Source organism: Citrobacter youngae, assembly GCF_003818115.1.
Lineage (GTDB): Bacteria > Pseudomonadota > Gammaproteobacteria > Enterobacterales > Enterobacteriaceae > Citrobacter > Citrobacter youngae.
On record NZ_RPOI01000018.1, the window covers coordinates 185,366 to 211,550 of the forward strand.

General features: G+C 51.1%; 28 protein-coding genes. 13 read left to right on the forward strand and 15 right to left on the reverse strand.

The features are described 5' to 3' along the window. The first annotated feature begins 506 nt into the window (after positions 1 to 506). Positions 507 to 2,036, forward strand: coding sequence for a Re/Si-specific NAD(P)(+) transhydrogenase subunit alpha (pntA, locus tag EHN13_RS16710; RefSeq protein WP_124021764.1), 1,530 nt, complete (start codon positions 507 to 509; stop codon positions 2,034 to 2,036). A gap of 10 nt (positions 2,037 to 2,046) precedes the next feature. Continuing rightward, on the forward strand, positions 2,047 to 3,435 hold the full coding sequence (gene pntB / locus EHN13_RS16715) for a Re/Si-specific NAD(P)(+) transhydrogenase subunit beta (RefSeq protein WP_005121173.1): 1,389 nt from the start codon (positions 2,047 to 2,049) through the stop codon (positions 3,433 to 3,435). 45 nt (positions 3,436 to 3,480) lie between these two features. Here the strand turns inward: pntB and EHN13_RS16720 are convergent, their stop codons facing one another. Next, positions 3,481 to 4,332: an aldo/keto reductase gene (locus EHN13_RS16720; RefSeq protein ID WP_048211726.1), complete on the reverse strand. Its 852-nt coding sequence runs from the start codon at positions 4,330 to 4,332 to the stop codon at positions 3,481 to 3,483. A gap of 261 nt (positions 4,333 to 4,593) precedes the next feature. Here EHN13_RS16720 and EHN13_RS16725 point away from each other — a divergent pair, with 261 nt between their 5' ends. Beyond that, positions 4,594 to 5,790 (forward strand): multidrug effflux MFS transporter, encoded by a 1,197-nt coding sequence (locus EHN13_RS16725; protein ID WP_124021765.1) that lies wholly within the window; start codon positions 4,594 to 4,596, stop codon positions 5,788 to 5,790. A gap of 31 nt (positions 5,791 to 5,821) precedes the next feature. Here EHN13_RS16725 and EHN13_RS16730 read toward each other — a convergent pair whose 3' ends face one another. Next, the gene (locus EHN13_RS16730) at positions 5,822 to 6,856 is read right to left on the reverse strand and encodes an AI-2E family transporter (RefSeq protein WP_048211724.1); all 1,035 of its coding nucleotides are present in this window, start codon (positions 6,854 to 6,856) and stop codon (positions 5,822 to 5,824) included. A gap of 130 nt (positions 6,857 to 6,986) precedes the next feature. On the opposite strand from EHN13_RS16730, the gene EHN13_RS24585 reads away from it, so the two are divergent. The 3 genes from EHN13_RS24585 (at position 6,987) to mdtI (ending at position 7,946) form a co-directional block, all read left to right on the forward strand. Further along, entirely contained in the window at positions 6,987 to 7,157 is a 171-nt protein-coding gene (locus tag EHN13_RS24585; RefSeq protein WP_086523670.1) for a protein YdgV, read from the forward strand. Positions 7,158 to 7,264: 107 nt separating this feature from the next. Next, positions 7,265 to 7,630: a multidrug/spermidine efflux SMR transporter subunit MdtJ gene (gene mdtJ / locus EHN13_RS16740; RefSeq protein WP_161958620.1), complete on the forward strand. Its 366-nt coding sequence runs from the start codon at positions 7,265 to 7,267 to the stop codon at positions 7,628 to 7,630. Continuing rightward, positions 7,617 to 7,946, forward strand: coding sequence for a multidrug/spermidine efflux SMR transporter subunit MdtI (gene mdtI / locus EHN13_RS16745; protein WP_040233868.1), 330 nt, complete (start codon positions 7,617 to 7,619; stop codon positions 7,944 to 7,946). The genes mdtJ and mdtI overlap by 14 nt, the downstream gene beginning before the upstream one ends. A gap of 34 nt (positions 7,947 to 7,980) precedes the next feature. On the opposite strand, the gene EHN13_RS16750 is transcribed toward mdtI, so the two are convergent. From EHN13_RS16750 to EHN13_RS16760, 4 genes are all read right to left on the reverse strand, one after another. Beyond that, the gene (locus tag EHN13_RS16750; protein ID WP_124021766.1) at positions 7,981 to 8,802 is read right to left on the reverse strand and encodes a trypsin-like serine peptidase; all 822 of its coding nucleotides are present in this window, start codon (positions 8,800 to 8,802) and stop codon (positions 7,981 to 7,983) included. A gap of 100 nt (positions 8,803 to 8,902) precedes the next feature. Then, positions 8,903 to 8,986: a small membrane protein YdgU gene (ydgU, locus tag EHN13_RS24635; RefSeq protein ID WP_049259791.1), complete on the reverse strand. Its 84-nt coding sequence runs from the start codon at positions 8,984 to 8,986 to the stop codon at positions 8,903 to 8,905. 86 nt (positions 8,987 to 9,072) lie between these two features. Next, positions 9,073 to 9,513: an acid resistance repetitive basic protein Asr gene (asr, locus tag EHN13_RS16755; RefSeq protein ID WP_124021772.1), complete on the reverse strand. Its 441-nt coding sequence runs from the start codon at positions 9,511 to 9,513 to the stop codon at positions 9,073 to 9,075. A 137-nt stretch (positions 9,514 to 9,650) separates the two neighbouring features. Next, positions 9,651 to 11,138: a carboxypeptidase M32 gene (locus tag EHN13_RS16760; RefSeq protein WP_124021767.1), complete on the reverse strand. Its 1,488-nt coding sequence runs from the start codon at positions 11,136 to 11,138 to the stop codon at positions 9,651 to 9,653. A 173-nt stretch (positions 11,139 to 11,311) separates the two neighbouring features. Here EHN13_RS16760 and EHN13_RS16765 point away from each other — a divergent pair, with 173 nt between their 5' ends. Then, positions 11,312 to 11,998, forward strand: a complete 687-nt coding sequence (locus EHN13_RS16765) for a CPBP family intramembrane glutamic endopeptidase (RefSeq protein ID WP_124021768.1) — start codon at positions 11,312 to 11,314, stop codon at positions 11,996 to 11,998. Positions 11,999 to 12,033: 35 nt separating this feature from the next. On the opposite strand, the gene EHN13_RS16770 is transcribed toward EHN13_RS16765, so the two are convergent. After that, positions 12,034 to 13,287, reverse strand: coding sequence for an MFS transporter (locus tag EHN13_RS16770; RefSeq protein WP_124021769.1), 1,254 nt, complete (start codon positions 13,285 to 13,287; stop codon positions 12,034 to 12,036). A gap of 107 nt (positions 13,288 to 13,394) precedes the next feature. Here EHN13_RS16770 and EHN13_RS16775 point away from each other — a divergent pair, with 107 nt between their 5' ends. The 3 genes from EHN13_RS16775 (at position 13,395) to bioD (ending at position 16,463) form a co-directional block, all read left to right on the forward strand. Further along, positions 13,395 to 14,294, forward strand: coding sequence for a LysR family transcriptional regulator (locus tag EHN13_RS16775; protein WP_048211718.1), 900 nt, complete (start codon positions 13,395 to 13,397; stop codon positions 14,292 to 14,294). 128 nt (positions 14,295 to 14,422) lie between these two features. Then, positions 14,423 to 15,643: a sugar metabolism global transcriptional regulator Mlc gene (mlc, locus tag EHN13_RS16780; RefSeq protein ID WP_048212588.1), complete on the forward strand. Its 1,221-nt coding sequence runs from the start codon at positions 14,423 to 14,425 to the stop codon at positions 15,641 to 15,643. A gap of 124 nt (positions 15,644 to 15,767) precedes the next feature. Further along, entirely contained in the window at positions 15,768 to 16,463 is a 696-nt protein-coding gene (bioD, locus tag EHN13_RS16785; protein ID WP_005121161.1) for a dethiobiotin synthase, read from the forward strand. Here bioD and clcB read toward each other — a convergent pair. The 6 genes from clcB to EHN13_RS16815 form a co-directional block, all read right to left on the reverse strand. After that, positions 16,419 to 17,708: a voltage-gated ClC-type chloride channel ClcB gene (gene clcB / locus EHN13_RS16790; RefSeq protein ID WP_124021770.1), complete on the reverse strand. Its 1,290-nt coding sequence runs from the start codon at positions 17,706 to 17,708 to the stop codon at positions 16,419 to 16,421. The genes bioD and clcB overlap by 45 nt on opposite strands. A 120-nt stretch (positions 17,709 to 17,828) precedes the next feature. Beyond that, entirely contained in the window at positions 17,829 to 18,443 is a 615-nt protein-coding gene (gene dmsD, locus EHN13_RS16795) for a Tat proofreading chaperone DmsD (RefSeq protein WP_116361219.1), read from the reverse strand. A 42-nt stretch (positions 18,444 to 18,485) separates the two neighbouring features. Then, positions 18,486 to 19,340 (reverse strand): dimethyl sulfoxide reductase anchor subunit family protein, encoded by an 855-nt coding sequence (locus EHN13_RS16800; protein ID WP_048211715.1) that lies wholly within the window; start codon positions 19,338 to 19,340, stop codon positions 18,486 to 18,488. Position 19,341: 1 nt separating this feature from the next. Beyond that, positions 19,342 to 19,959 carry a DMSO/selenate family reductase complex B subunit gene (locus EHN13_RS16805; protein WP_048211714.1) on the reverse strand — a complete coding sequence of 206 codons (618 nt, stop codon included), beginning with the start codon at positions 19,957 to 19,959 and terminating at the stop codon, positions 19,342 to 19,344. A 10-nt stretch (positions 19,960 to 19,969) separates the two neighbouring features. Then, positions 19,970 to 22,396 (reverse strand): selenate/tellurate reductase subunit YnfF, encoded by a 2,427-nt coding sequence (gene ynfF, locus EHN13_RS16810; protein WP_233471411.1) that lies wholly within the window; start codon positions 22,394 to 22,396, stop codon positions 19,970 to 19,972. A gap of 150 nt (positions 22,397 to 22,546) precedes the next feature. Next, positions 22,547 to 22,855: a DUF1161 domain-containing protein gene (locus tag EHN13_RS16815; protein ID WP_086523673.1), complete on the reverse strand. Its 309-nt coding sequence runs from the start codon at positions 22,853 to 22,855 to the stop codon at positions 22,547 to 22,549. A 103-nt stretch (positions 22,856 to 22,958) separates the two neighbouring features. Here EHN13_RS16815 and EHN13_RS16820 point away from each other — a divergent pair, with 103 nt between their 5' ends. Further along, on the forward strand, positions 22,959 to 23,669 hold the full coding sequence (locus EHN13_RS16820; protein WP_082193773.1) for a YnfC family lipoprotein: 711 nt from the start codon (positions 22,959 to 22,961) through the stop codon (positions 23,667 to 23,669). Positions 23,670 to 23,675: 6 nt separating this feature from the next. Here the strand turns inward: EHN13_RS16820 and speG are convergent, their stop codons facing one another. Both speG and EHN13_RS16830 read right to left on the reverse strand, forming a co-directional pair. Next, positions 23,676 to 24,236, reverse strand: coding sequence for a spermidine N1-acetyltransferase (speG, locus tag EHN13_RS16825; protein WP_101743063.1), 561 nt, complete (start codon positions 24,234 to 24,236; stop codon positions 23,676 to 23,678). A 37-nt stretch (positions 24,237 to 24,273) separates the two neighbouring features. Next, positions 24,274 to 24,615 carry a DUF1283 family protein gene (locus tag EHN13_RS16830; protein ID WP_048211710.1) on the reverse strand — a complete coding sequence of 114 codons (342 nt, stop codon included), beginning with the start codon at positions 24,613 to 24,615 and terminating at the stop codon, positions 24,274 to 24,276. Between the two features lie 154 nt (positions 24,616 to 24,769). On the opposite strand from EHN13_RS16830, the gene EHN13_RS16835 reads away from it, so the two are divergent. Continuing rightward, a complete protein-coding gene (locus tag EHN13_RS16835; RefSeq protein ID WP_005121149.1) occupies positions 24,770 to 25,096 on the forward strand; it encodes a YnfA family protein in 327 nt (108 codons plus the stop codon). A 107-nt stretch (positions 25,097 to 25,203) separates the two neighbouring features. After that, the coding region (gene manD / locus EHN13_RS16840) for a D-mannonate dehydratase ManD (RefSeq protein WP_148085786.1) at positions 25,204 to 26,185 on the forward strand (982 nt) is incomplete at its 3' end.

The window sequence follows — 26,185 nt, forward strand, 5'->3', positions numbered from 1 at the left end:
GCGCAAACCAGGTACTGGTATTGTTATTGACTAGAAACGTGGCTGATTATTGCATTTAAATTGTGTCAGTGTCTGCGTGATTTTTCACTCATCGTGCCACCCATGCTAACAACATCGATAACATTTAGTGATATGTCTAAAAATTCGGCGTTTGGCGGCTAAAACTGATAAAGCAGTTGAATTTCATAAGTTAATTTAATGTTAATCAATTGTTCTACGGTGGCGCTTAATCATGTTTTGCCGCTTCGCTTGAGCGAATTATCGGCCTTTGCGGGCTATTTAAAGGGCATTATCCCTGCTTGCGAATGAATTCATTCCTGTTTTGCAAATTTCATAATAAATACTGTTTTTTGGCGCTAGATCACAGGCGTCATTTTCAGTAGCTTATACAGAGTTTGTTACTGTTTTATTTTATTGGGGTAACACTGAGCTCTCTCGGGAGTGTGCGCATGCCTCTTGCGAACATTGATAAACCATCATCAAAAATACAGATGGAAGGGAACATTATGCGAATTGGCATACCAAAAGAACGGTTAACCAATGAAACCCGTGTTGCAGCCACACCGAAAACGGTTGAGCAGCTGCTGAAGCTGGGTTTTAGCGTCGCGGTTGAAAGCGGCGCAGGTCAACTGGCTAGTTTTGACGATAAGGCGTTTGTGCAAGCAGGCGCAGAAATTGTTGACGGGAATGCTGTCTGGCAGTCAGAGATTATCCTGAAGGTCAATGCGCCAGAAGCGTTTGAGATTCCGTTGCTTAATTCGGGTACCACGCTGGTGAGTTTTCTCTGGCCTGCGCAGAACCCTGAGCTACTGCAAAAGCTTGCTGAGCGAAATGTGACGGTCATGGCGATGGATTCCGTGCCGCGTATTTCGCGTGCGCAGTCACTGGATGCCTTAAGCTCGATGGCCAACATTGCCGGGTATCGTGCAATTGTTGAAGCGGCACATGAGTTCGGACGGTTCTTTACCGGGCAAATTACCGCGGCGGGTAAAGTTCCACCTGCCAAGGTGATGGTGATCGGTGCTGGCGTGGCGGGATTGGCCGCTATCGGTGCAGCAAACAGCCTCGGGGCGATTGTTCGCGCCTTTGACACGCGCCCGGAAGTAAAAGAACAAGTTCAGAGTATGGGCGCTGAGTTCCTCGAACTGGACTTTAAAGAAGAAGCGGGCAGCGGCGATGGCTACGCCAAAGTGATGTCCGAAGCGTTTATTAAAGCGGAGATGGAGCTGTTCGCCGCTCAGGCAAAAGACGTCGACATCATCGTTACCACCGCGCTGATCCCGGGGAAACCAGCGCCGAAACTGATCACGCGTGAGATGGTTAATTCGATGAAGCCCGGCAGCGTGATTGTCGATCTCGCCGCGCAAAACGGGGGTAACTGCGAGTATACCGTTGCCAATCAGGTGACCACCACCGAGAACGGCGTCAAGGTTATTGGCTATACCGATTTGCCGGGGCGTTTGCCGACTCAGTCTTCACAATTGTATGGCACCAACCTTGTAAACCTGCTGAAACTGTTGTGCAAAGAGAAAGACGGCAACATCACCGTTGATTTTGACGATGTGGTGGTGCGCGGCGTGACAGTGGTTCGCGATGGTGAAATTACGTGGCCTGCACCACCCATCCAGGTTTCTGCTCAGCCACAAGCGGCGCCTAAAGCTGCACCTGCACCACAGGAAGAGAAAAAACCTGCATCCCCATGGCGCAAATATGCGCTGATGGCGCTGGTGGTGATTTTGTTTGGCTGGCTAGCCGACGTCGCGCCAAAAGAGTTCCTCGGACACTTTACGGTGTTCGCACTTTCCTGCGTGGTGGGTTACTACGTGGTGTGGAATGTCTCGCATGCGTTGCATACCCCGCTGATGTCCGTGACTAACGCTATCTCAGGGATCATCGTCGTGGGGGCATTATTACAAATTGGCCAGGGCGGCTGGGTGAGTTTCCTGAGTTTTATCGCGGTGCTTATTGCCAGCATTAATATTTTCGGTGGCTTCACCGTGACTCAGCGCATGCTGAAAATGTTCCGGAAAAACTAAGGGGTAACATATGTCTGGAGGATTAGTTACAGCTGCATACATTGTTGCCGCAATCCTGTTTATTTTCAGCCTGGCGGGACTTTCCAAACACGAAACGTCTCAACAGGGTAACAACTACGGCATCGCCGGGATGGCGATTGCGCTGATTGCCACGATTTTTGGCCCGGATACCGGCAACGTCGCCTGGATTCTGGTTGCAATGATCATTGGTGGTGCAATTGGTATTCGTCTGGCGAAAAGAGTCGAGATGACCGAGATGCCGGAGCTGGTGGCGATTCTGCACAGCTTCGTCGGTCTGGCCGCCGTACTGGTTGGTTTCAACAGCTACCTGTATCACGATACCGGTCTGGAACCGATCCTGGTGAACATTCACCTGACTGAAGTGTTCCTCGGCATCTTTATCGGTGCAGTAACCTTCACCGGTTCTATCGTGGCGTTTGGTAAACTGCGCGGCAAGATCTCATCTAAGCCGCTGATGCTGCCGAATCGCCATAAGTTGAACCTGGCGGCACTGGTGGTTTCTTTCCTGCTGCTGGTGGTGTTTGTTCGTACCGAGAGCGTGGGCCTGCAGGTTCTGGCGCTGCTGGTGATGACCATTATCGCACTGGCGTTTGGTTGGCACCTGGTAGCATCCATCGGTGGGGCCGATATGCCAGTCGTCGTCTCTATGCTGAACTCCTATTCAGGATGGGCGGCAGCAGCGGCAGGCTTTATGCTGAGCAACGATCTGCTGATCGTTACGGGTGCGCTGGTCGGTTCCTCGGGTGCGATCCTGTCTTACATTATGTGTAAGGCAATGAACCGTTCTTTCATCAGCGTTATTGCGGGTGGGTTTGGCACCGATGGGTCCTCAACCGGTGATACCGAAGAAGCAGGTGAACATCGCGAGATTAATGCCGAAGATACCGCTGAAATGCTGAAAAACTCTCATTCTGTGATTATCACCCCGGGCTACGGTATGGCGGTGGCGCAGGCGCAGTATCCGGTGGCGGAAATCACTGAGAAACTGCGCGCCCGTGGTATCAAAGTCCGCTTTGGTATTCACCCGGTAGCAGGGCGCTTGCCTGGTCACATGAACGTGCTGTTGGCGGAAGCAAAAGTGCCGTATGACATCGTGTTGGAAATGGATGAAATCAACGATGATTTCGCCGATACCGATACCGTGCTGGTTATTGGCGCGAACGATACGGTGAACCCGGCAGCGCAGGATGATCCGCGCAGCCCGATAGCCGGAATGCCGGTGCTGGAAGTGTGGAAAGCGCAGAATGTTATCGTGTTCAAACGCTCAATGAACACCGGTTATGCAGGCGTGCAGAACCCGCTGTTCTTTAAAGAAAACACCCATATGCTGTTTGGTGATGCCAAAGCCAGCGTGGATGCGATTCTGAAAGCGTTGTAATGCGTGCTTAAAAGTAAGACGGCCTCTGCGGAGGCCGTTTTTTTATTAAACATCCAGTTTACGCTGGGTTATCCATTCCACGCGCGCCGGATCGCGATGCGAGAAAAATGCGCTGATCCCGGCGTCCATGGCGGCGATTTGCGTCATTTCCTCAGTTGTTAAGGTAAAATCCAGTATCTGAATATTCTCTGTCATACGCGCTTTACGCACGGTTTTCGCCAGAGAAATAATTCCGCGCTGATAAATCCAACGCAGTACTACCTGACCGATGCTTTTCCCGTACTTTTTACCAATCGCGGCCAGTGTCGGATTTTGAAACAGGTCATTGCGCCCCTCGGCGAACGGTGCCCAGGCTTGTGGTTGAATATTGCGGCTCTGCATCCAGGCTACGGCATGCGGTTGCTGGTGGAAGGGATTCACTTCTATCTGATTCACCGCCGGGATGATGCGGTTGAAGGCCATCAAATCTGCCAGACGGTCCGGGTGAAAATTGCTGACGCCAATCGCGCGAATTTTCCCTTCCTCGTAGAGTTCCTCCATCGCACGCCAGGCACCGTGTACGTCGCCATAGGGCTGGTGGATTAAATACAGGTCAAGGTAATCAAGTTGAAGGCGCTGCAACGAACGCGCAAACTGAGCTTTCGCGCCAGCGTAGCTGGTATCCTGTAACCACAGCTTGGTTGTGATGAAAAGTTCATCGCGGGGTACGCCGCTTTGTTTCAGCGCATTGCCGACCTGAGTTTCATTCAGATAGGAGGCGGCGGTATCGATCAGGCGATATCCTGTTTCGATGGCATCCCGCACGGCTTGCTCACACTCGTTCGCTTCGGTCATTTGGTATACACCAAAACCGAGCAGAGGCATCTCAACACCGTTATTTAAGACCGTTGTATTCATGGAACGCTCCTGAACATCATTTTTGCATTGCCAGCAGATTAGCAAGAATCTGTTCACACCATTAGTCCGTTAAATCAGCATAGACCTATGAGCTAAATTCATTTTTAGCAGGCTAAAATGCGAAGGTTGTCGCATATGTTAGCGGGGAGAGGGCGTTACTCATGATTGGCGTTCATAAACTTATGCTTCTTCGGCTATCTAATCACTGTCATTCACCCCGTATATACTGCCACCTGACTTTTCCTAAGATAACAGGACGCTATGCGTACACGTGAACAGTGCCTGCCGGCTGCTGCTGCAAGCCAGACCGGTCTCTCTTTTATTCTCATCCTCAGCGGCCTGATGGCCTTTACTTCACTTTCAACCGATATCTACCTCCCGGCGATGCCGACCATGGCGGGGGATTTAAACGGCAATGTGGAGCTTACTGTTACCGGTTTTTTGGTGGGGTTTGCTATTGCGCAACTGGTCTGGGGACCGATCAGCGATCATCTGGGCAGACGTACACCGTTGTTCATCGGCATGGTGCTGTTTATCATCGGTTCTGCGGGGTGTGCGCTGTCCACGGATATCACGCAAATTGTTTTCTGGCGGGTCTTTCAGGCGCTGGGGGCCTGTACCGGACCGATGCTGGCGCGTGCCATGATTCGTGATCTCTTTGCTCGTACTCGTGCGGCGCAAATGTTGTCAACCCTGGTACTGGTTATGGCGATTGCCCCCATCGCAGGGCCATTGATTGGCGGGCAAATTATTCGACTGAGCACCTGGCACTCTATTTTTTGGTTACTGGTGGCCATTGGCGTGCTGATGTTTATCTCGTTGCTGTGGTTACCGGAAACACTCCCTGAAGAAAGACGCGTAAAAGCCTCACTGGCTGGCGCATTCCATCATTACCGCGCGCTATTAACCAATGGTCGATTTATGCGCTACACCCTGAGTCTGACCTTTTATTACGTGGGTGCGTATGCGTTTATTACCGGTTCGCCATTTGTTTACATTCGCTATTACCATGTCGATCCGCAGCATTATGGCTGGTTATTTGCGTTAAATATTGTCGGCGTTATGGCGATGAGTGTGGTCAACCGCCGGCTGGTGCAACGGCACGCGTTAGAACAGTTGCTTAAGTACGCGACAATGTTGGCGACACTGGCTGCTGTTGCATTGGCACTGCTGGTTAAGCTGGAAATAGGGGGGGTTATTGCCATTATCATCACTGTGTTTCTGCTGTTTTCGATGAATGGGATCATTGCAGCAACGTCGACGGCCGCCGCGCTGGATGCGGCCCCCAATATCGCCGGGTCAGCTTCGGCGCTGATTGGTTCATTACAGTATGGCAGTGGCATCATCTCATCGTTACTGCTGGCGAGATTGAGTGACGGCACCCCCTGGACCATGGCCTGGATTATTGCGCTATTCACACTGATGAGCGCCGCACTGGTGTTCCGTGACAAACAGTAGTTGAACAGCTCCGCGATAGCGGGGCATACGCTTATTCTTTGTTAAGATCGCTCAGCAGGACGGCAATGCTTTGACCACCATTTGTTTGCTCAAGGGCAATCTTTACAATGATGGTCAGCGGTACTGAAAGCAGCATCCCAACGGGACCGAGCAGCCAGCCCCAAAAAATCAGCGACAGGAATACCACCAGCGTAGAAAGTCCCAGCCCACGCCCCATGATGCGGGGTTCGAGGATATTGCCGAATACCAGGTTAATCACCAGATAACCTGCCAGCACGAGCAACGCGTCGTAAAAACCGCTGAATACCAGTACCTGAGCAATAGGGGGAATCGCTGCCAACACCGAACCGATGTTGGGAATATAATTCAGGGCAAAGGCCAGTAGTCCCCAGACAAACGCGAAGCGGACATCCAGTGCGGCAAGCATGCCCCAGGCGACCAGGCCGGTGACGATGCTGATGGCGGTTTTTAGTACCAGATAGTGTGAGACACTGTCGATAGCGCGTTGGATCGCGGCCATTCCCTCAAGAGGGCGGCTCATCATTTGTTTGAGTTTTCCGGGGAGTTGCGGTACTTCCAGCAGCATAAAAACCACGGTCAGCAACAGTAGAAATATCGAGGACATCGCATTAGAGAGTTGCGTCAATAAATTGGTGACCAGCGTCATCGCAGCGTTCGGATCGACATATTTCACCAACTCGTCTACGGAAACGCCGATCCCCGCACGTTGTAGCCACGGTTCGATATTTTTCAGTGGGATAACCAATGACGAACGATATTGCGGCAGTGTCCGTGCCAGCTCATTTAAGGATGTACCTAAATAAGCCAGAAGCAGCACCATTAGCATGACAATAATAACAACCAGCAATGACACGGCAAATACACGCGGTATGCGGAGCTTAACCATGCGCTGTACTACGGGATTAAGCACGACGGCGATAAATAACGCCAGAATAAACGGTACGATGATATCGGCGGCAAATCGGATACCGGTTAAAATGATAACCAACATGCCGAGCATAATAACTATTTTTAGGCCGTTAAGCGTGATGATCGGTTTTGCCATGTGAATCCCTGAGTTTTTTATCAATATAATAATGTGATCTGCCTCGAGCCGTTATAACAAAAATCAAACGAGTCGGGTAAAGAAGTGAAAAGATTTTGAGTTCGCATTGAACCTATGATACAAATCATCTGTGTTTAACTACCGAGGACAATTATCATCCGCGATGATGAGAAGCAACACTGCGGATAATTGTAATATTATGGACAATACGTTCAGGATGTTTTTGCGTTTACCTACACTTCTTCGTACCTCCTCCACTTTCTTGCTTGCGGGTGAGCAACACTGGCGCAACGCGCTTTAGTCCCTTCTTCTGCCTGAGCTGGCGTTATGCGCTGAGCTATCTGATTCTATTTTTTGGTTTACTGCATGCAGTAGGCCCAAAGGACTATATTCTCAAGCAGGAGAAGCATCATGTTTTACTGGATATTATTAGGTCTGGCCATTGCGGCTGAAATTACCGGTACGCTGTCAATGAAATGGGCCAGCGTAGGCCATGGTAATGCGGGCTTTATTTTAATGTTGGTAATGATCGCCTTATCGTATATTTTTCTCAGTTTTGCCGTTAAAAAAATCGCCCTTGGTGTGGCCTATGCCTTATGGGAAGGTATCGGAATTTTATTTATTACGCTGTTTAGCGTGTTGTTATTCGACGAAACCTTGACCACGATGAAAGTTGCTGGACTGGTCTCGCTGGTGTTAGGCATTGTGTTGATCAAATCGGGTACCCGCAAGCCGGCAAAAGCGAGGAGGGAGGTGACCCATGCAGCAGTTTGAGTGGGTTCACGGCGCGTGGCTTGGAATGGCCATCGTTCTTGAAATCGTTGCTAACGTCTTCTTAAAATTTTCCGATGGTTTCCGCCGTAAGGCTTATGGCGTGTTGTCGCTGGTGGCGGTGTTAGCGGCCTTTAGTGCGCTGTCCCAGGCGGTAAAAGGGATCGACCTTTCTGTCGCCTACGCGCTGTGGGGAGGATTCGGGATCGCGGCAACGTTGGCCGCAGGATGGGTGCTTTTTGGTCAGCGCCTGAATAACAAAGGCTGGATTGGCGTCGCCTTGCTGCTGGCCGGAATGATAATGATCAAACTTGCCTAATCTACGTGCTGCCCGCAAACGTGGGCAGCATGCCTCATTCCTTCGCCAGTGCTTCGAGTTTATCGCGAAAACCCGTCACAGAAATGGCGCGATTATCTGCCCGCCAGCGATCTTTTGCTGCTGGAGCGGAGCTTTGCACACCAATCAATTGCCAGCCTGAATCTGTCTTTAACATCAATGGGGAGCCGCTGTCGCCAGGGAGCGTATCGCACTGATGCGACAAGACTGTATTTTGCGCCCAGCCAGTTACCACGCAATCCTGATGCGTGTACAGGTCATCCAGGTGATCTTCCGGGTACCCCGATTGAGTCACTTTACGGTCAGCAGCTTTTAGCGCAGCGGTTAACGCGGCTTTATCACCGTCAAATAACGGTAGCGGCGTGATCCCGGAGGGGGGATAACGTAACACTACCAGACCAAAATCCCACGGAGCTGCAGAAGGTGGGACAATCCAGCCGTCACCATCTGCTTTTAAACGCTTGCCGAGAGAGGGATCAACCCGTCCTTCAATGCCGTGGATTTCATAGCGCCAGATACCCTTTTTCGACACAAAACGTAGCGCGACGGCTTTATCCGGCTTGCCTTTTGGTGGGGTGAGTAAGCAGTGCCCGGCGGTCAGGGCCAGGTGAGGTGAAATGAGCGTAGCCGTACACAGGTTACCGCTGGCGGTTTCCAGTTGCCCGATAGCGTCCCACGGTGATTGTGTAGGGTCAGTCACCCTCACACGATCATCATGACCAAAAAACAGCGTTTTTATGTTATCGGCTTCAGCAATGGTCGTTGCAGGCTGCTCCGCATGTGCAACGACAGGAAATAGACAAATTGAACCCAGTAATACCGCAATGGTTTTATGCATATCACACTCTGGTGGGGAATTATGATTATTAACAGCAAACCCTCAGTTAATACTATAGACGGGACGGCGGGAAAGTGGGAGTAAAATCAGATAACTACACTCAGGAAAGATAAAAATGCATGGCAATAAGAGCGCAAATTATCAGGGTAATAAGAATGAACTCAAAGCGGTAATGTGACACCATTTTACCCTCCGAAAGGCGGCGCTAAATCAGACTGATTTAGCGCCGTATGCTATGGCATGGGGGATGCCATGGTTACTACAGATGTTTTATGCAGCCGGTTGAGCAGCTGGTTTAGCGGTTTCGTGTTTTACTGCTTTTTTGGTGTGTTTTTTAGCGGCCTGAGCTTTCTGCTCTGCGGCTGGTTTGGTTGCAGCTGGTTTAGTTGCTGCTTTTTTGGTGTGTTTTTTGGCAGCCTGAGCTTTCTGCTCTGCAGCTGGCTTGGTTGCTGCTTTTTTGGTGTGTTTCTTCGCAGCCTGAGCTTTCTGCTCTACAGCCGGTGTAGCTGCGGATTTTTTAGCGTGCTTTTTGGCAGCCTGCGCTTTCTGCGGAGCTGCTTTGTGCTGTTTTTTATGATGAGTGGTTTTTGCCGGTGCGGCTTTCGTGGTCGCAGCAGCAGTCGGAGCGGTAGTAGCAGTTGTTTCAGCAGCAAATGCAGCGGAAGACAGACCCATAGCAGCGGCAACAACCAGAGCTAATACTTTTTTCATTCTCATACCCTCGATTTGGTTTTTCATTCAACCCCACTGCGGGGCCGTTGAAATAACTATATCGCTGTAATCTCTGGGCTTCCGTGAGTCATTGGTTTCGACGTGTAACCGTTTGTACAATGACTCACGGTTTACGATTACAGATAGCGGGCTTCCAGATGGGCGCGGAAATAGCGGCTGCTCAGCGGCTCTCCGGTTGCCTGGGTAATGAGCTGCTCGGTCGTGAAACGACTGCCATGTTGCCAGATATTCTGGCGCAACCAGTCAAACAAGGCGCTAAAATCTCCTTGCGCAATGGCGTGGTTTAAACCTGGCAAGGCACGGTTAGCTGCACTGAAAAGCTGGGCTGCATACATCGCCCCCAATGTGTACGAAGGGAAGTAGCCAAAACCGCCATCGGTCCAGTGGATATCCTGCATACAGCCGTTACGGTAGTTCCCGATCGTAGAGAGCCCTAACCAGGCCTGCATTTTTTCATTCCACAAGGCAGGAATATCATCGACCTCAATGTCGCCGTTAATCAACGCGCGCTCGATTTCATAACGCAGGATCACGTGAGCAGGATAGCTAACCTCGTCGGCGTCAACGCGGATATAGCCCGGTTTGACCTGCTGGTTCCAGGCGATGAAATTGCTTTCCTCAAAGGCGGGTTGATTGCCAAAATGTCGGGTTACTGCGGGAATTAACCGTTTCAGAAACGCCGGGCTGCGGCCTAATTGCATTTCAAAGAACAGGCTCTGAGATTCATGGATGGCGGTTGATCGTGCCAGGGCAATAGGTTGTCCTGACCAGTTCTGAGGTAGATTTTGCTCATAACGCGCATGACCTGTCTCATGAATGACGCCAAATAACGCGCTGAGCAGTTCGTTTTCATCGTAGCGGGTGGTAATCCGAACATCTTGCGGTACGCCGCCGCAGAACGGATGTGCACTGATGTCCAGGCGTCCCGCGGTAAAATCAAAACCTAACTGAGCCATGGTTTCAAGGCCCAGCTCACGCTGAACTGCAGTCGGGAAGGGACCTGTGGGGGCTATAAGCGATTGTTGTGATTGTTTTGCCACTACCTTATTGAGCAATTCGGGTAGCCAGCTCTTGATGTCGGCAAAGAGAATATCCAGCCGGGCGCTGGTCATCTCTGGTTCAAAGACATCCAGTAATGCGTCGTAGGGCGAACATCCTTTCGCTTCTGCACGCAGTCGGGCTTCTTCGCGGCTGTACTTAACCACCTCTTTCAGGTTTTCAGCAAACCCTTCCCAGTCATTGGCCGGGCGTTGGCTGCGCCAGGCATGTTCGCAACGACTGCCCGCCAGTGATTTCGCTTCTACCAGTGATTCGGGTAGCAAGGACGCTTGATGATGTAGCCGTGACATTTCGCGCAGATTGGCCTGCTCGACATCGTTCAGGTCTTCCTGCTGTGCGGCGGCGATCCACTTTGCCACATTGGCACCGGTTAACAGTTGATGTTCAAGCACGCTCAGTTCAGCCAGCGCTTCACCCCGGGCTTTGCTACCGCCAGGCGGCATCATGGTAAACATGTCCCAACTGGCTATTGCCGAGAGGTGGGAGAAGCGAGAGAGGCGCTGGAACGTACGGGTGAGTTGATGGTAATTATCGCTGTTACTCATTTTTTGTTCTCGTTCTGTTGGACCAGATTTCAGAGTCTAACGCGATTTCGCAAATTAACCCATTCATCATAGCCATGGGAATTTTGGTAGCTTGTAAATGATAATGATACTTTTTATCATGGTTGTGTATTGTTCAGATAACGAGAACATTTCATTTTATCCAAGGAGCTGATGTGCAACAGGAAGTCAGTAACGAATATATCGCAAGGACAAAAGCGGTGGCTGGCTGTTTCTCTATGTTTTTGTTGATGTTCGGCCTCACATTTTCCCCATTATTTTTCCCTGACAGTCACGACTTGCTCGCAAAAGGATTACTTTTCCCGCTGCTGTTTACACTGGAATTCGTCGTTCTGGTGCCGTTGTATTACGTTTTCTTTAGAAAAAGAGACGGTCTCGGCAAAGGAACATTCAACGCCAGGTGGTTTGCCATATTGTTTGTTGCGCTGCTGATTGTGCAGCTGGTCCTGCCCTGGGTATTGGGGATCAGAAAGACCGAAGAATGGGTGACAAGCCAGGTCTCACTGAACAGCTACGCGCTTTGGTTATCCAGTGTAACGCTGATATTTATTGCACCCGTGTATGAAGAAATCATCTTCAGGGGCTGCCTGTTCAATGCCTTTCAGTACTGGTTCAATAATAAAACAAGATTGTCGTCAGTGGTGGTGTCGTCTATTTTCGCCGTGATGCATACACAGTATGTGGATCTGAGAACGTTATTGATGTTGTTTATTGTGTCCCAGGTTTTGATCCTGGCGAGGCTGAAAAGTAACGGTTTACTGATGCCGATTTTGCTACATATTTTGATGAACGGTACGGTAATTGCTCTGCAGATTAGCGCCCAGACGTTTATGTTATCGTGAGACGTTTATGATGCCCGGTTTTCGGGCATCATTGATTATGCGTGCAGACGGTGGTGCAATCGGGCACCAACCAATAGCGCCAGCACCAGCATCAGTGCGATAAACCCGCCCACGCCGTTCCAGCCATAGCTATGCCAGAAAACACCCCCTAGTGTACCGGCAATGCTTGAGCCCAGGTAATAGCTGAACAGGTACAGTGAAGAGGCCTGGCCTTTAGCGCGTTTGGCTCGCGGCCCGATCCAACTACTTGCCACGGAATGCGCCGCAAAAAAGCCGGCTGAAAAGAGCAACATACCGGCAAAAATCAGCCATAACGAGGTAAACAGAGTCATTATTAGTCCGAACAACATCACGCCTGTCGAGAACAACATTACCGGGCCGCGCCCATAACGGGTGGTCATGGAACCGGCTTTTGGTGAGCTCCAGGTGCCGGTAAGATAAGCCACAGACAACAAACCGACGACAGCCTGGCTCAGCGCCCAGGGAGACAGCATCAGACGGTAGCCGATGTAGTTAAACAGTGTGACAAACGACCCCATCAGCAAGAACCCTTCTGCGAACAACAGTGGAAGTCCTCTGTCACGCCAGTGCAAACGGAAGTTGATAAATAACGTTTTAGGCCGTAACGATGTCGGTCTGAAGTGCCGTGATTCCGGTAAGATCTTCCAGAACATTAGCGCGGAGGCGAGGGCAAAGCAGCCAATAGCCGCCAGCGCGGTTCGCCAGTTAAAAAAGTCAGTAAACACGCCGCTAATCAAACGACCACTCATACCACCAATCGAGTTTCCGCTGATGTATAAGCCCATTGAAAATGCAACAAAACTTGGGTGAATTTCCTCACTCAAATAGGTCATTCCCACGGCCGCCACGCCGCTCAGTGACAGTCCGATCAGCGCACGCATGATTAAAATACCGTGCCAACTGGTCATCATTGTTGAAAGGAGCGTACAACAAGAGGCGAGCAGCAGCGCGGTAACCATCACCGGCTTGCGGCCAATAGCATCTGAAAGTGGGCCGGTAAACAGTAACCCTATCGCCAGCATCGCTGTTGAAATGGAGAGCGAAATACTACTGCTGGCAGGAGAGACACCAAACTCGTGCGAAAGCACAGGCAGTATGGGTTGTACGCAATAGAGGAGGGCAAAAGTCGCCAGTCCGGCGGAAAACAGCGCCAGCGTGACGCGCATAAATGGGGATGTTCCGCGTTTGATAAAACCATCCGGCGGGGTAACTATCTGTTCATCAACATCGCTTGTTGGCGCGGTATCGACAGTTGTTGTACGGCTCACTTGAAATCCTTGCTCATCCAATTACGTCTACAGGACCAGCCTTAAGAGTATGAAAATCACAATATTCTGTCTAATATATTAATAATCTCAAATAATATTTTAAAGATATGAATATCGAACTGCGTCATTTACGTTACTTTGTGGCAGTTGCGGAAGAGCTGCATTTTGGTCGTGCAGCGGCACGACTGAATATTTCGCAACCTCCGTTGAGCCAGCAGATTCAGATTCTTGAGCAGCAGGTGGGTGCACGGCTACTGGCGCGGACTAACCGCAGCGTGGCGCTTACCGCTGCCGGAAAACAGTTTCTGGCGGACAGTCGGCAAATCCTGGGTCTGGTAAATGAGGCTGCCGCCCGTGCTGAGCGATTACACCTGGGGGAGTCGGGAGAACTGCGCATCGGTTTTACGTCATCAGCCCCGTTTATTAAGGCCGTGTCCGATACGCTGTCTCTTTTTCGCCAATGCTATCCTGCGGTGCATATGCAAACCCGTGAAATGAATACGCGCGAGCAAATTGCCCCGCTCAACGAGGGAACACTGGATTTAGGGCTCCTGCGCAATACGCAACTACCGGACACGCTGGCGCGGGAGGTCATTTTGCATGAGCCGCTGATGGCGATGATCCCACGCGCACATCCTCTGGCGCAAAAGCCGGTGGTGACGCTGGCGGAGTTGGCAAACGAGCCGTTTGTCTTTTTTGATCCGCATGTTGGAACGGGGTTGTATGACGATATTCTCGGCCTGATGCGCCGTTATGATCTGAAACCAACCATCGCCCAGGAGGTCGGTGAGGCGATGACCATCATTGGACTGGTGGCCGCAGGGTTGGGGGTTTCCATTTTGCCCGCCTCTTTTAAACGGGTGCAATTGTATGAAATGTGTTGGATCCCTATTGCCGAAGACGATGCGGTCTCCGAAATGTGGTTGGTGTGGCCGAAGCATCATGAACAAAGCCACGCAGCGCAGCGTTTTCGCCAGCAGCTTTTAGCTGCAGTGCAGCGCGGTTAATTTAGTTTAAAAATGGTCGAAAATGTGCAGTAAATCACAAGGCTAAGCAAAAAGTTGACGGAAACCATTGAAGTGCTTCACCATAGTCTACAGATTATTTCGGAGCGCGAAAATAAAGGGAGTAAGTGGTGGTTGCTGATAGTCAGCCTGGGCATATCGATCAAATTAAGCAGACCAATGCGGGCGCGGTTTATCGTCTGATTGATCAGCTGGGACCGGTATCGCGTATTGATCTCTCTCGCCTGGCACAATTGGCGCCTGCCAGTATTACCAAAATTGTCCGAGAAATGCTGGAAGCGCATTTGGTGCAGGAGCTGGAAATAAAAGAAGCCGGTAACCGCGGACGTCCGGCGGTTGGGCTGGTTGTCGAAACAGAAGCCTGGCATTACCTTTCTATTCGTATTAGTCGTGGCGAGATTTTCCTGGCGCTGCGCGATCTGAGCAGCAAACTGGTGGTCGAGGATTGTCTTGAAATGGCGCTGGTCAGCGAGACATCGTTACTGGAACGGGTTGTTGCGCAAGTCGATCAGTTTTTTATTCGTCACCAGCAAAAACTCGAACGCCTAACTTCCATCGCGATTACCTTACCCGGCATTATTGATACAGAGAACGGTATCGTACATCGTATGCCGTTCTATGATGACGTCAAAGAGATGCCGCTCGGCGAAACGCTGGAGCGGCATACCGGCGTGCCGGTATACATTCAGCACGATATCAGCGCATGGACCATGGCCGAGGCGCTGTTTGGTGCATCACGCGGGGCGCGTGATGTTATTCAGGTAGTCATCGATCACAACGTGGGTGCAGGGGTGATCACTGATGGTCATTTACTGCATGCAGGCAGCAGCAGCCTGGTCGAAATAGGTCATACGCAGGTGGACCCTTACGGCAAACGGTGCTACTGCGGTAATCATGGGTGTCTGGAAACGATCGCCAGCGTCGACAGCGTGCTGGAACTGGCGCAGGTGCGACTGAAGCAGTCAATGAGCTCCTCTCTGCACGGACAACCGTTGACGGTAGACGCACTGTGTCAGGCGGCCATGCAGGGCGATTTATTGGCGAAAGATATTATTAACGGCGTTGGGACACATGTCGGTCGTATCCTGGCCATCATGGTGAATTTGTTCAACCCGCAAAAGATATTGATAGGATCTCCACTCAGTAAAGCTGCTGACATTTTGTTCCCGACGATTGCTGACAGCATTCGTCAACAGGCGCTTCCGGCCTACAGCCAGCACATTGTTGTCGAAAGTACGCAATTTTCTAATCAGGGGACGATGGCGGGGGCCGCTCTCGTTAAAGACGCGATGTATAACGGTTCTTTGTTGATTCGTCTATTACAGGGTTAACATTTTTTAACTGTTGTACGAAAAATTGCGCTATCTCAAGCTGGTTCTGGCCGTCATACTTTAGACTTTCTCCACTGTTTTATTTTCCTGACTTATATTTTCAGAGCATACGGTGGAGTTAGTGATGCTGAAGCGTTTCTTTATTACAGGTACAGACACTTCTGTTGGGAAGACCGTGGTTTCCCGCGCATTACTACAAGCGTTGGCGTCAGGGGGTAAACGTGTGGCGGGTTACAAACCCGTCGCCAAAGGCAGCAAAGAGACCCCGGAGGGTATGCGCAATAAAGATGCACTGGTGCTGCAAAGTGTGTCATCCATCGAACTGCCGTACGAGGCGATTAACCCTATCGCGCTGAGCGAAGACGAAAGCAGCGTGGCGCATAGTGGTCCGGTTAACTACACCCTGTTATCCAATGGACTTGCAAGCCTGAGTGAGAAGGTTGATCACGTTGTTGTTGAAGGTACAGGTGGCTGGCGTAGTCTGATGAACGATCTGCGTCCGTTATCGGAGTGGGTAGTACAGGAGCAACTCCCGGTTCTGATGGTGGTGGGCATTCAGGAAGGCTGTATTAACCATGCCATTCTCACCGCACAGGCGATTGCCAGTGACGGGCTGCCGTTGATTGGCTGGGTAGCGAACCGTATTAACCCCGGATTGGCGCATTATGCCGAAATCATCGACGTGCTAAGCAAAAAATTACCGGCACCGTTGATGGGTGAATTGCCTTATTTGCCACGTGCCGAGCAGCGCGAGCTTTCTCAGTATATTCGTCTGTCAATGCTCGGCAGCGTGTTGTCTGTAGATAGAGTCATGGCGTAACGTTCGCGACAGCACTGACGACACGACGCAAGCAATCAACAGGCCGGGGAGCAGTCGATACTCCCCGGTCATTTCACAGACCATCAATGTCGACATAATGGGGGCATGGGTCGTCGCCGCCAGCAGTGTGGCCATTCCTGTTAAGCCCAACAGTACCGCTATTTCATCCGCCCCCGGAAGCCAGAACCCCCATACCCGACCCAGTAACATACCGATCGACAAACCGACGAACAACGTTGGTGTAAACACGCCGCCGGGGGCTCCTGAACCGCTACTGGCGAGTACGGCCAGCAATTTGCAAATGAAAATTCCGCTGATGACGGCGAGCAAAGGCGGAGAGAGTAAATACGACTGTACCACGCTGTAGCCGTTGCCCCAGACCGCAGGTGTGAGTAGCGACAACAGGCCAACGATCAACCCGCCCAGGGCTAACTGGCCTGGTGGTGCGAGTTTTAAGCGCAAAAAGCCGTTGTGGCTGGTGGTCATAAGCCACATAAAAAGAGGTCCGCAGAGACCGGCTAACAGACCCGTGCTGATAATCATCACATATTCAAGCACATGCAGTTCACGTGTCAGATGAACGGTATACAGTAGCGCGTTGCTGTCGCTAAGCGCATTGGTGGTTAACAATGCGACGACGGCGGAGACAACCACCGGCCCTAATGAGGCGAGGATCAACGTGCCAAACAGCACTTCGGCAATAAATAAGCTACCCGCCAACGGAGCGTGATACGCACCGGCCATACCAGCAGCAGCCCCGCAGGCAATCCATAATTTCCATTCCGAACGCGGTGTGAAGCGTTGTGCGAAGCATGAGGCCGCCAATGCGGCCAATAAAATCATTGCTCCTTCACGACCAATGGCGCTACCGCTCGCCACGACGACCAAAGAGGCCAGTGATTTCACCAGACTTGCGCTGACGTCGAACTGCCCGTCAGTCTGCAGGGCTTCCATATAATCTGTGGGGGCCTGTGGGCGTAAACGATTAAATTTTTGCCAGCCCCAGAGCAAGAGTCCTGCCGCCAGACCACCGAGCGCAGGTGTCAGCATGCGTCTGAACGGCGGCAGATTTGTCGCGGCATTGACCAGACTTCCCGTATCGTTACTCAGGAACAGCCATTCAAGCAATTGCATCGCATGACGAAATCCTGCAACGGCCAGGGCTGCAAGGATACCAATCATCACGGCGATCAGCAGACGCCGAAACAGAGTGCGTAGGTCAGGATAAGCATGTAAACGATGCATGGGTTGCCAGACAGGAATATTCAGACGGCTTATTTTGCGGGTAATTAGCCGCAGAAGCAAAAGCTCAGCGTGCGAAACTCAGCGGGAAATGGGCAGGAACAGTCCTGCCCGTGGGTGACATTAACGGAACAATGGTTTATCTGCCACCGGAACTAATAACTGCGACTGCCATTGTGCCAGCGTCAGGCGTGCCAGTTTACCCAACCCCTGGTAGAACGGATGGTCCGCCTTCTCGATAAAAACATCGAGAAAGCGAGCCGACCACGGCAGTAGATGCCAGGCCAGCAATTGCTCACATTCGGTGTGGCGGCCATTTTCGGCAAGCCAGGCGGTTAGCAGTAACAGCGAACCAAAGTGATCTTCTGGCTCATTCTGTTGCAGCGCAAACTGAATGCCGTTGTCGCGCATCCATTGACGTAATGCCAGCGTGGAATCACCAAACAACACGTTTTCGCGATCCAGCCAGACCGAACCCCAGGGCGGGGATGGCAAAGCGTAGGGGCCGATAAACAAACGTTGCCAGGCTTGTGGGAGCGTTTCATCGCTATCTGTCTGCATTTGTGCAGCCAGTGGCGACAACGTAGCTTCCGGCAGCGGCCACTGTGCTTGCCAGCCATCAGCTTTTAACGCACTGACCATCGCAGATGCTTCAGCGCTATCTGGCGCATAGAAGAACAACGCGCCCAGAACGCGCGCTGCGGTTGAAAAGTTGTCACATTGTGAAAAATGGGTCATGCAAACAATCCTGAACAGTGCGGGTTGCCCCGCACCCGAGAGTTAACCTGCAACAGCCATTCCGACTGTCATATGCAAACCATAAAACAAACCACGACCAATGATTTCACCGGCCAGGACTAAAATTAAACCTAACGCCAGCCCAGCGGCATGCGGGTTTTTACGGCGGATAAGCGGGCATATCCAGCACCCAAGACCTGCGGCCAGCAAGACGATGCGCCACACCTGTAAGCGGCCGTAGTCAGGTACCAGCGCATTGGCGAATTGCACCGAACTGTGGATTGTGCCGAGGGAAAGTCCCTGCAGGACAATCACACCTGCACTCACCAGTAACGCCAGCACGCTTATTCCCGCGAACACGTTGGCATTAAAAGGAACACCAGCAGCACGCAACAGCAGGGCGGCAAAGAGTGGCCCGCTCAGAAGCATGGTCATGAAAAAGGCCACCGTAGTGTAACCATTATACCAGGTCGGTACGGTATCTATCTGGTAAACGTTGGTCATAGCCCAGACAAACACCACGCCCAGCAACATGCTTACCAGCAGCCATATTTTACCTAATGCAGCAGGCATTTTACCGAGAAAAGCGACCAGCCACCATAAACCACCGACGGCAAAAAACAGCGAACCGCTGGCGATTTCATTACTTAGCGCTGATTCACCGACTCTGTTCAGTGAGTTAAATGCGCGTAACGGAGACCCCAAATGCATAACCGAGGCCAGGAATGCGATTCCCATTACCAGCCAAAGAAAAAACATACTGCGAACAATGCGCTGCCTTACAACATCGTCTTTGGCGGCAACCCAACCCAGCCCACTGACGATTAGCGCGCCTGCCACGCATTGGCCCAGAACCGTGAACAGTACCAGCGGCCATTCATGCCATCCACTTCCCATTTTAGACCTCCTTCGGATTAGCCAGATAACCCGTGGTATCCCCGGTCGGGCGGCTATTGGCATTTGGTTTGATGACGATGCTCGGTTTGGTAAAGTGCGCGCCAGGGAGCGGCGCAACCGCGGCCAGGGTGCCGTGTTTTTTACGCAGTTCCTCTATCGGGCCGAAGTCCAGCGCACGCAACGGGCAGGATTCGACACAGATGGGTTTCTTACCCTCAGCAACGCGTTCATGACAGCCATCGCACTTGGTCATGTGTCCTTTGGCGGCATTGTATTGCGGCGCGCCATACGGGCAGGCCATGTGGCAATAGCGACAGCCAATGCACACGTCTTCATCCACGACCACAAAACCATCTTCACGTTTGTGCATCGCGCCGCTTGGACACACCTTGGTACAGGCCGGGTCTTCACAGTGGTTGCACGCAATGGATAGGTAGTAGGCGAAAACGTTCTGGTGCCAGACACCGTTATCTTCCTGCCAGTCACCGCCGGCGTATTCGTAAATACGGCGGAAACTGACGTCAGGCGTTAAATTTTTGAAGTCTTTGCAGGCCAGTTCGCAAGTTTTGCAACCGGTGCAACGGGCGGAGTCGATAAAAAATCCGTATTGAGTCGTCATGGGTTACACCTTACGCCTTTTCAACCTGAACGAGATTACTGTGGGATGGATTCCCCTTCGCTAACGGAGAAGGACGATGTGACGTGAGAATGTTAATAGAACCACCGTGATCGATCTGGTCACCAAACATATCAGCATTGAGCCATGCGCCTTGGCCGATGGCTGTCACGCCGGGCAAAATACGCGGTGTGACTTTCGCAGCGATCAGCATCTGACCATTGCTGTTAAACACCCGTACCGTATCGCCGTGATGAATACCACGTGAACGAGCATCGACGGGGTTAATCCAGATTTCCTGCGGGCATGCCTGTTGTAAAACATCAATGTTGCCGTAGCTTGAGTGAGTTCGCGCCTTATAGTGGAACCCGGTGAGCTGTAGCGGATACGTTTTGCGTTTGGGGTCGTCCCAGCCGTCAAAGCCTGGCGCATAAGCCGGTAGCGGATGCACAATCTCGTCTTGCTTGAGTTCCCATGTCTCGGCAATGGTGGCCAGTCTTTCAGAGTAAATCTCAATTTTCCCTGATGGCGTTTTCAACGGGTTTGCCGCAGGATCTTCGCGGAATGAACGGAAGGCAACATAGTGTTCTTCCGGGCATTTTTTCTTGAAAATACCGGTCGTTTTCATCTCTTCGTAATCCGGCATTTCCGGGTTACGTTCTTTGGTTTTGGCATGCAGATATTTCACCCACTCGTGTTGGGTGCGGCCTTCCGTGAATTTTTGATAGACGTCCGGGCCCAGGCGTTTAGCGACTTCACTTAACATCCAGTAGATGGGTTTTCGTTCAAATTTAGGTGTGGTAGCGGGTTGTCCGAGGATCACATAGCCCATATTCCCGGCGGACTCATGTGAGATGAGATCTTCCTGTTCAGTAGGCATCAGATCCGGCAGCAGGATGTCGCAGTACTTCGCCGATGCGGTCATAAAGTGCTCAATGCCGACAATCATTTCGCACTTACTGTCATCCTGTAAAACGTCATGAGTATGAGCAATATTGCCATGCTGGTTGATGAGCGTGTTACTGGCATAGCACCAGATAAACTTGATAGGCACATCCAGTTTATCTTTGCCACGGACACCGTCGCGGGTGGCTGTCATTTCTGCGCCATGATCGATAGCATCCGTCCAGGTGAACACCGATATCTGTGTTTTGACCGGGTTCTCTAACATGGAGAACCATTCAACGCCCAGATCCCAGGTCCCTTCACGCATACCGGAGTTACCGCCGTTAATTCCCACGTTTCCTGTCAAAACAGAGAGCATGGTGATTGCTCGGGCTGTCTGTTCACCGTTGGAATGGCGTTGCGGTCCCCAGCCCTGACAGATGTAAGCTGGTTTTGCCGAACCTATTTCACGCGCTAACTGGATGATTTTGTCTGCAGGGATGCTGGTAATCTGAGATGCCCATTGCGGTGTTTTGGCAATTCCGTCCGGACCGTCACCTAATATATAGGCCTTGTAGTGCGCATTACGCGGTGCGCTGGCGGGGAGAGTGGTTTCATCGTAGCCGATGCAGTATTTATCAAGGAAAGGTTTATCAATCAGATCTTCTGTGATCAGCACCCAGGCGATAGCGGCGGCCAGTGCAGCATCCGTCCCAGGGCGAATAGGCAACCATTCATCTTCACGACCTGCGGCGGTGTCGTTGTAGCGTGGATCGATAACGATCATTCTGGCATTTGACCGCTCACGTGCCTGCTCGACATACCATGTTACGCCACCGCCGCTCATACGCGTTTCGGCTGGGTTATTACCAAACATCACAACCAGTTTTGTGTTGGCGATATCGTCGGGGCTGTTACCGTCGTTAGCACCAAACATGTATCCCATGGCGGCGCTGATTTGTGCGGTGCTGTAACTCCCGTAACGGCTTAGATAGCCACCACAGGAATTCATCAAACGGTAGGGGACGTTGGAGTTCGTGATATTACCGCCATCCACACCGGTACCATAAAGAACGTGAACGGCTTCATTACCGTAATCATGCAAAATACGTTTCAGATTTCCGGCTACGGTATCCAGCGCTTCATCCCAACTGATACGCTCAAATTTACCTTCACCGCGTTTGCCAACGCGTTTCATCGGGTATTTGAGGCGGTCAGGGTGGTTCATACGACGGCGAATCGAACGACCACGCAAGCAGGCGCGAACCTGGTGGTTACCGTAGGTATCATCGCCGGTCGTGTCAGATTCAACCCAGTAGACTGCATCATCTTTCACATGCAGACGTAAAAGGCAACGGCTGCCGCAGTTAACCGTACAGGAACTCCAGACAGCTTTATCTTCAACAGGTTGCACTGATTGCTGTACTGCAGCAGCAGCGGCACGAATACCAAAGGGTAGTGACAGGCCTCCGGCAGCAAGTGCCAGTGAACCTATAGCCGAGGATTTCACTAACGTCCTGCGGCTAATACCTCCATATTGCTCATCTTCAGACATAACCCACTCCATTGTAATTTTCGTTATATATATTGTTTTATAACGAAATAACTAGCTTGCTAACAATGAAGTTGAGTCTACCTATTTATAGGTAAATCTTATTAATGCATATCAAACAGGAGTGACCCTCCGCGAACGGAGGGTAAAAATTTATTGCGGTTCAGCCACGTGACCGTCCTGAGAAGGGCTACTGTTTGCGGGTGCGTTACCGCTGTTAGTTCGGGTATAGAGGATCTTGTGCGTATCATTGGCACAATGACCGACCACCAGTGAATCAGGCTGATCGGCCTGGTCATTAGGAACAATATTCAACGTGAAACTGGATTCCGCGACACCATTATTAATAATGCGCTGCTCGATATCACTCTTCACGCGCTCACATGACGCGGGTGCCGCCAGGATCTGCGGGGAAGCGACCAGTAATAAGCTCGCGGCAATTCCTGCTATGTATTTCATCATCAACTCCTTTCGTGATCGACATAAACTAAGATTAGCATTTCTGGTGTAAATAACTGTATTTGCTAATATGATTGAGAATTATCTTCTTATCCCGGTGAAAAATGTGAAGAAACAGACCCTGTTAGGTTTCCTGTGTATCGTGTTGGTTGGGTGTGATAACGCCAAAGGGCTGGTGTCCTTTACGCCGGAAATGGCCAGCTTCTCCAATGAATTTGATTTTGATCCGCTGCGTGGCCCGGTGAAAGATTTTAGTCAGACACTGCTCAACGACAAAGGCGAAGTGACTAAGCGCGTCACAGGTACGCTCTCGCAGGAAGGTTGTTTTGATACGCTGGAATTGCATGATGTCGAAAATAATACGGGTATGGCGTTAGTGCTGGATGCGAACTTCTATCGGGATGCCGAAACGATGGAAAAACGGATCCGTTTACAGGGGAAATGCCAACTGGCGGAACTGCCTTCTGCGGGCGTAGTGTGGGATACCGACGATAACGGTTTTGTTGTGTCCGCCACGGGAAAAGAAATGAAGGTGCAGTACCGGTATGATGCGGAAGGCTACCCGCTCGGCAAAACCACCGTCAGTAAGGACAATACGCTGCAGGTTGAGGCTAAACCGTCAGCCGATCCATTGAAAAAACTGGATTACACGGCAGTAAGCATGCTGAACGATCATCCTTTAGGTAACGTCAAACAAACCTGTGAGTATGATTCGTATGCTAATCCGGTCAACTGCCAGCTGGTTATCGTTGACGAAAGCGTAAAGCCGGCAGTTGAGCATCATTACTCGATTGAAAACACCATTGATTACTACTAACCGTTTTTACTGAGCGGTAGGTTGTAACAGGTTGGAACCCGGTGTTTTGTGATCGGCCAGATATTGCTGTTGGAAGATACACATGCGAATGGTGTTACGATATTGGCCGTTAATAAAGAACTCATGAATCAATTCACCTTCGACCATAAAGCCAAGTTTGCGGTAGATGTGAATGGCTTTTTCGTTCTCTTTATCAACGATCAGATACAGCTTATATAAATTAAGCACGGTAAAACCGTAATCCATCGCCAGCTTTGCCGCGCGCGTTGCCAGACCTTTTCCCTGGTAATCCGGGGAAATGATGATCTGAAATTCAGCCCGGCGGTGCACATGGTTTATTTCAACCAGCTCCACCAGCCCGGCTTTCTCACCGTCACACTCGACCACAAAACGGCGTTCACTTTGGTCGTGAATGTGTTTGTCATACAGGTCTGACAGCTCAACAAACGCTTCGTAAGGTTCTTCAAACCAGTAGCGCATGACGCTGGCGTTGTTATCAAGCTGATGGACGAAACGTAAATCTTCACGCTCCAGCGGGCGCAGCTTTACACTGAGGGCGCTTGCCATATCGTATCCTTTCAATATCTTCTAGTGAGCACAATGATTATGGGGCAACGGTGCGCCCAGTGCGGCGATCGAGACAACGCAGGGTGTTAGGTTCCCAATACGCATTCAGGTTCGCGCTTTGTTCGCATTTATCACGGCTATCAAAAGCAGCGTCGGCTTTGTCCCACTCTTTCTCTGTACGCTTGTTGACTTTCTGACGCAACTGACGCGTATCGTTCCATTGTTCCTTTTCCATTGCAGCCTGTTGACGACTTTGCGCACTGTCCCCGGACTCTATGACCAGTTTACTGGTTTCAGCAAATACGGAAGAGGTGTACACGGCCGCCGCCAGCGTCAGCATGGCCGTCAGACACAGGCGTTTGGTCAGTGTAATTTTCATGGCGAATTCCTTTAATGAGAAAGGGAAAAAAACGATAAAACAGGGTTAAATTCTACACTATTCCTGCGCCAGGGCATACCCACTGGGCGCATATGGATACGTTGGACATATTCTGTCGTATCATGGTTAAACCGAAGGTAACTGAATTACTTCAATGCTTAAGACAACATTACTTTTCTTCGTCACCGCGTTATGCGAAATCATTGGCTGTTTTTTACCCTGGCTCTGGCTTAAGCGTGGGGCGACGGCCTGGTTGCTGGTTCCTGCTGGGGTGTCATTAGCGCTGTTCGTCTGGTTGCTGACGCTACATCCGGCGGCGAGCGGGCGGGTATATGCCGCGTATGGTGGTGTCTACGTGGTGACTGCACTGCTCTGGTTACGCATTGTCGATGGCGTAAAACTGAGCCTGTACGACTGGTCCGGCGCGTTAGTAGCACTGTGCGGGATGTTGATCATCGTTGCCGGATGGGGGCGCGCATAGCGCCTTTTTTGTGATCAGTGAGCGTTTTTTTGATCTTCATACTTGTATGGTAGTAGTTCAGTTGGGTAAATTTCCTGCATCACAAGAAGAGATGTAAGGATTAAAAAATGAAGATTGTCGGGGCTGAAGTTTTTGTTACCTGTCCAGGACGTAATTTTGTCACGCTGAAAATCACGACAGACGATGGGATCACTGGATTAGGGGATGCCACGCTTAACGGGCGTGAATTATCCGTGGCGTCCTACCTGAAAGATCATGTGTGTCCACAGCTAATTGGACGTGATGCGCATCGAATTGAGGATATCTGGCAGTTTTTCTACAAGGGGGCTTACTGGCGCCGCGGCCCGGTAACGATGTCGGCGATTTCTGCGGTGGATATGGCCCTGTGGGATATCAAAGCGAAGGCGGCGAATATGCCGTTGTACCAGTTGCTGGGGGGCGCATCACGCGAAGGCGTCATGGTGTACTGTCACACAACGGGTCATTCCATTGATGATGTGCTGGAGGATTACGCACGTCATAAAGAGATGGGATTTAAAGCGATCCGTGTGCAGTGTGGTGTACCGGGAATGAAGACCACCTACGGAATGTCTAAAGGTAAAGGCCTGGCCTACGAACCTGCGACCAAAGGCCAGTGGCCGGAAGAGCAGCTGTGGTCGACGGAGAAATATCTCGATTTCACACCGAAATTGTTTGAAGCCGTCCGCAACAAATTTGGTTTTGATGAACATCTTCTGCATGACATGCATCACCGTCTGACGCCAATTGAAGCGGCTCGTTTTGGTAAGAGCATTGAACAATACCGTTTGTTCTGGATGGAAGACCCAACCCCCGCTGAAAACCAAGAGTGCTTCCGCCTGATTCGCCAGCATACGGTCACGCCGATTGCAGTAGGGGAAGTGTTCAACAGTATCTGGGACTGCAAGCAGCTTATTGAAGAACAGCTGATCGACTATATTCGCACCACTATTACCCACGCAGGCGGTATCACCGGTATGCGTCGTATTGCTGATTTTGCCTCACTTTATCAGGTACGCACGGGTTCTCATGGACCTTCCGATTTGTCGCCAGTCTGCATGGCCGCTGCGC

Bases quoted from the DNA above. Each gene is read 5' to 3' on its own strand.
- pntA (WP_124021764.1), top strand. From the start codon at position 507: ATGCGAATTGGCATACCAAAAGAACGGTTAACCAATGAAACCCGTGTT.
- pntB (WP_005121173.1), top strand. From the start codon at position 2,047: ATGTCTGGAGGATTAGTTACAGCTGCATACATTGTTGCCGCAATCCTG.
- EHN13_RS16720 (WP_048211726.1), bottom strand. From the start codon at position 4,332: ATGAATACAACGGTCTTAAATAACGGTGTTGAGATGCCTCTGCTCGGT.
- EHN13_RS16725 (WP_124021765.1), top strand. From the start codon at position 4,594: ATGCGTACACGTGAACAGTGCCTGCCGGCTGCTGCTGCAAGCCAGACC.
- EHN13_RS16730 (WP_048211724.1), bottom strand. From the start codon at position 6,856: ATGGCAAAACCGATCATCACGCTTAACGGCCTAAAAATAGTTATTATG.
- mdtI (WP_040233868.1), top strand. From the start codon at position 7,617: ATGCAGCAGTTTGAGTGGGTTCACGGCGCGTGGCTTGGAATGGCCATC.
- EHN13_RS16750 (WP_124021766.1), bottom strand. From the start codon at position 8,802: ATGCATAAAACCATTGCGGTATTACTGGGTTCAATTTGTCTATTTCCT.
- ydgU (WP_049259791.1), bottom strand. From the start codon at position 8,986: ATGGTGTCACATTACCGCTTTGAGTTCATTCTTATTACCCTGATAATT.
- asr (WP_124021772.1), bottom strand. From the start codon at position 9,513: ATGAAAAAAGTATTAGCTCTGGTTGTTGCCGCTGCTATGGGTCTGTCT.
- EHN13_RS16760 (WP_124021767.1), bottom strand. From the start codon at position 11,138: ATGAGTAACAGCGATAATTACCATCAACTCACCCGTACGTTCCAGCGC.
- EHN13_RS16775 (WP_048211718.1), top strand. From the start codon at position 13,395: ATGAATATCGAACTGCGTCATTTACGTTACTTTGTGGCAGTTGCGGAA.
- bioD (WP_005121161.1), top strand. From the start codon at position 15,768: ATGCTGAAGCGTTTCTTTATTACAGGTACAGACACTTCTGTTGGGAAG.
- clcB (WP_124021770.1), bottom strand. From the start codon at position 17,708: ATGCATCGTTTACATGCTTATCCTGACCTACGCACTCTGTTTCGGCGT.
- dmsD (WP_116361219.1), bottom strand. From the start codon at position 18,443: ATGACCCATTTTTCACAATGTGACAACTTTTCAACCGCAGCGCGCGTT.
- EHN13_RS16800 (WP_048211715.1), bottom strand. From the start codon at position 19,340: ATGGGAAGTGGATGGCATGAATGGCCGCTGGTACTGTTCACGGTTCTG.
- EHN13_RS16805 (WP_048211714.1), bottom strand. From the start codon at position 19,959: ATGACGACTCAATACGGATTTTTTATCGACTCCGCCCGTTGCACCGGT.
- ynfF (WP_233471411.1), bottom strand. From the start codon at position 22,396: ATGTCTGAAGATGAGCAATATGGAGGTATTAGCCGCAGGACGTTAGTG.
- EHN13_RS16815 (WP_086523673.1), bottom strand. From the start codon at position 22,855: ATGATGAAATACATAGCAGGAATTGCCGCGAGCTTATTACTGGTCGCT.
- speG (WP_101743063.1), bottom strand. From the start codon at position 24,236: ATGGCAAGCGCCCTCAGTGTAAAGCTGCGCCCGCTGGAGCGTGAAGAT.
- EHN13_RS16830 (WP_048211710.1), bottom strand. From the start codon at position 24,615: ATGAAAATTACACTGACCAAACGCCTGTGTCTGACGGCCATGCTGACG.
- EHN13_RS16835 (WP_005121149.1), top strand. From the start codon at position 24,770: ATGCTTAAGACAACATTACTTTTCTTCGTCACCGCGTTATGCGAAATC.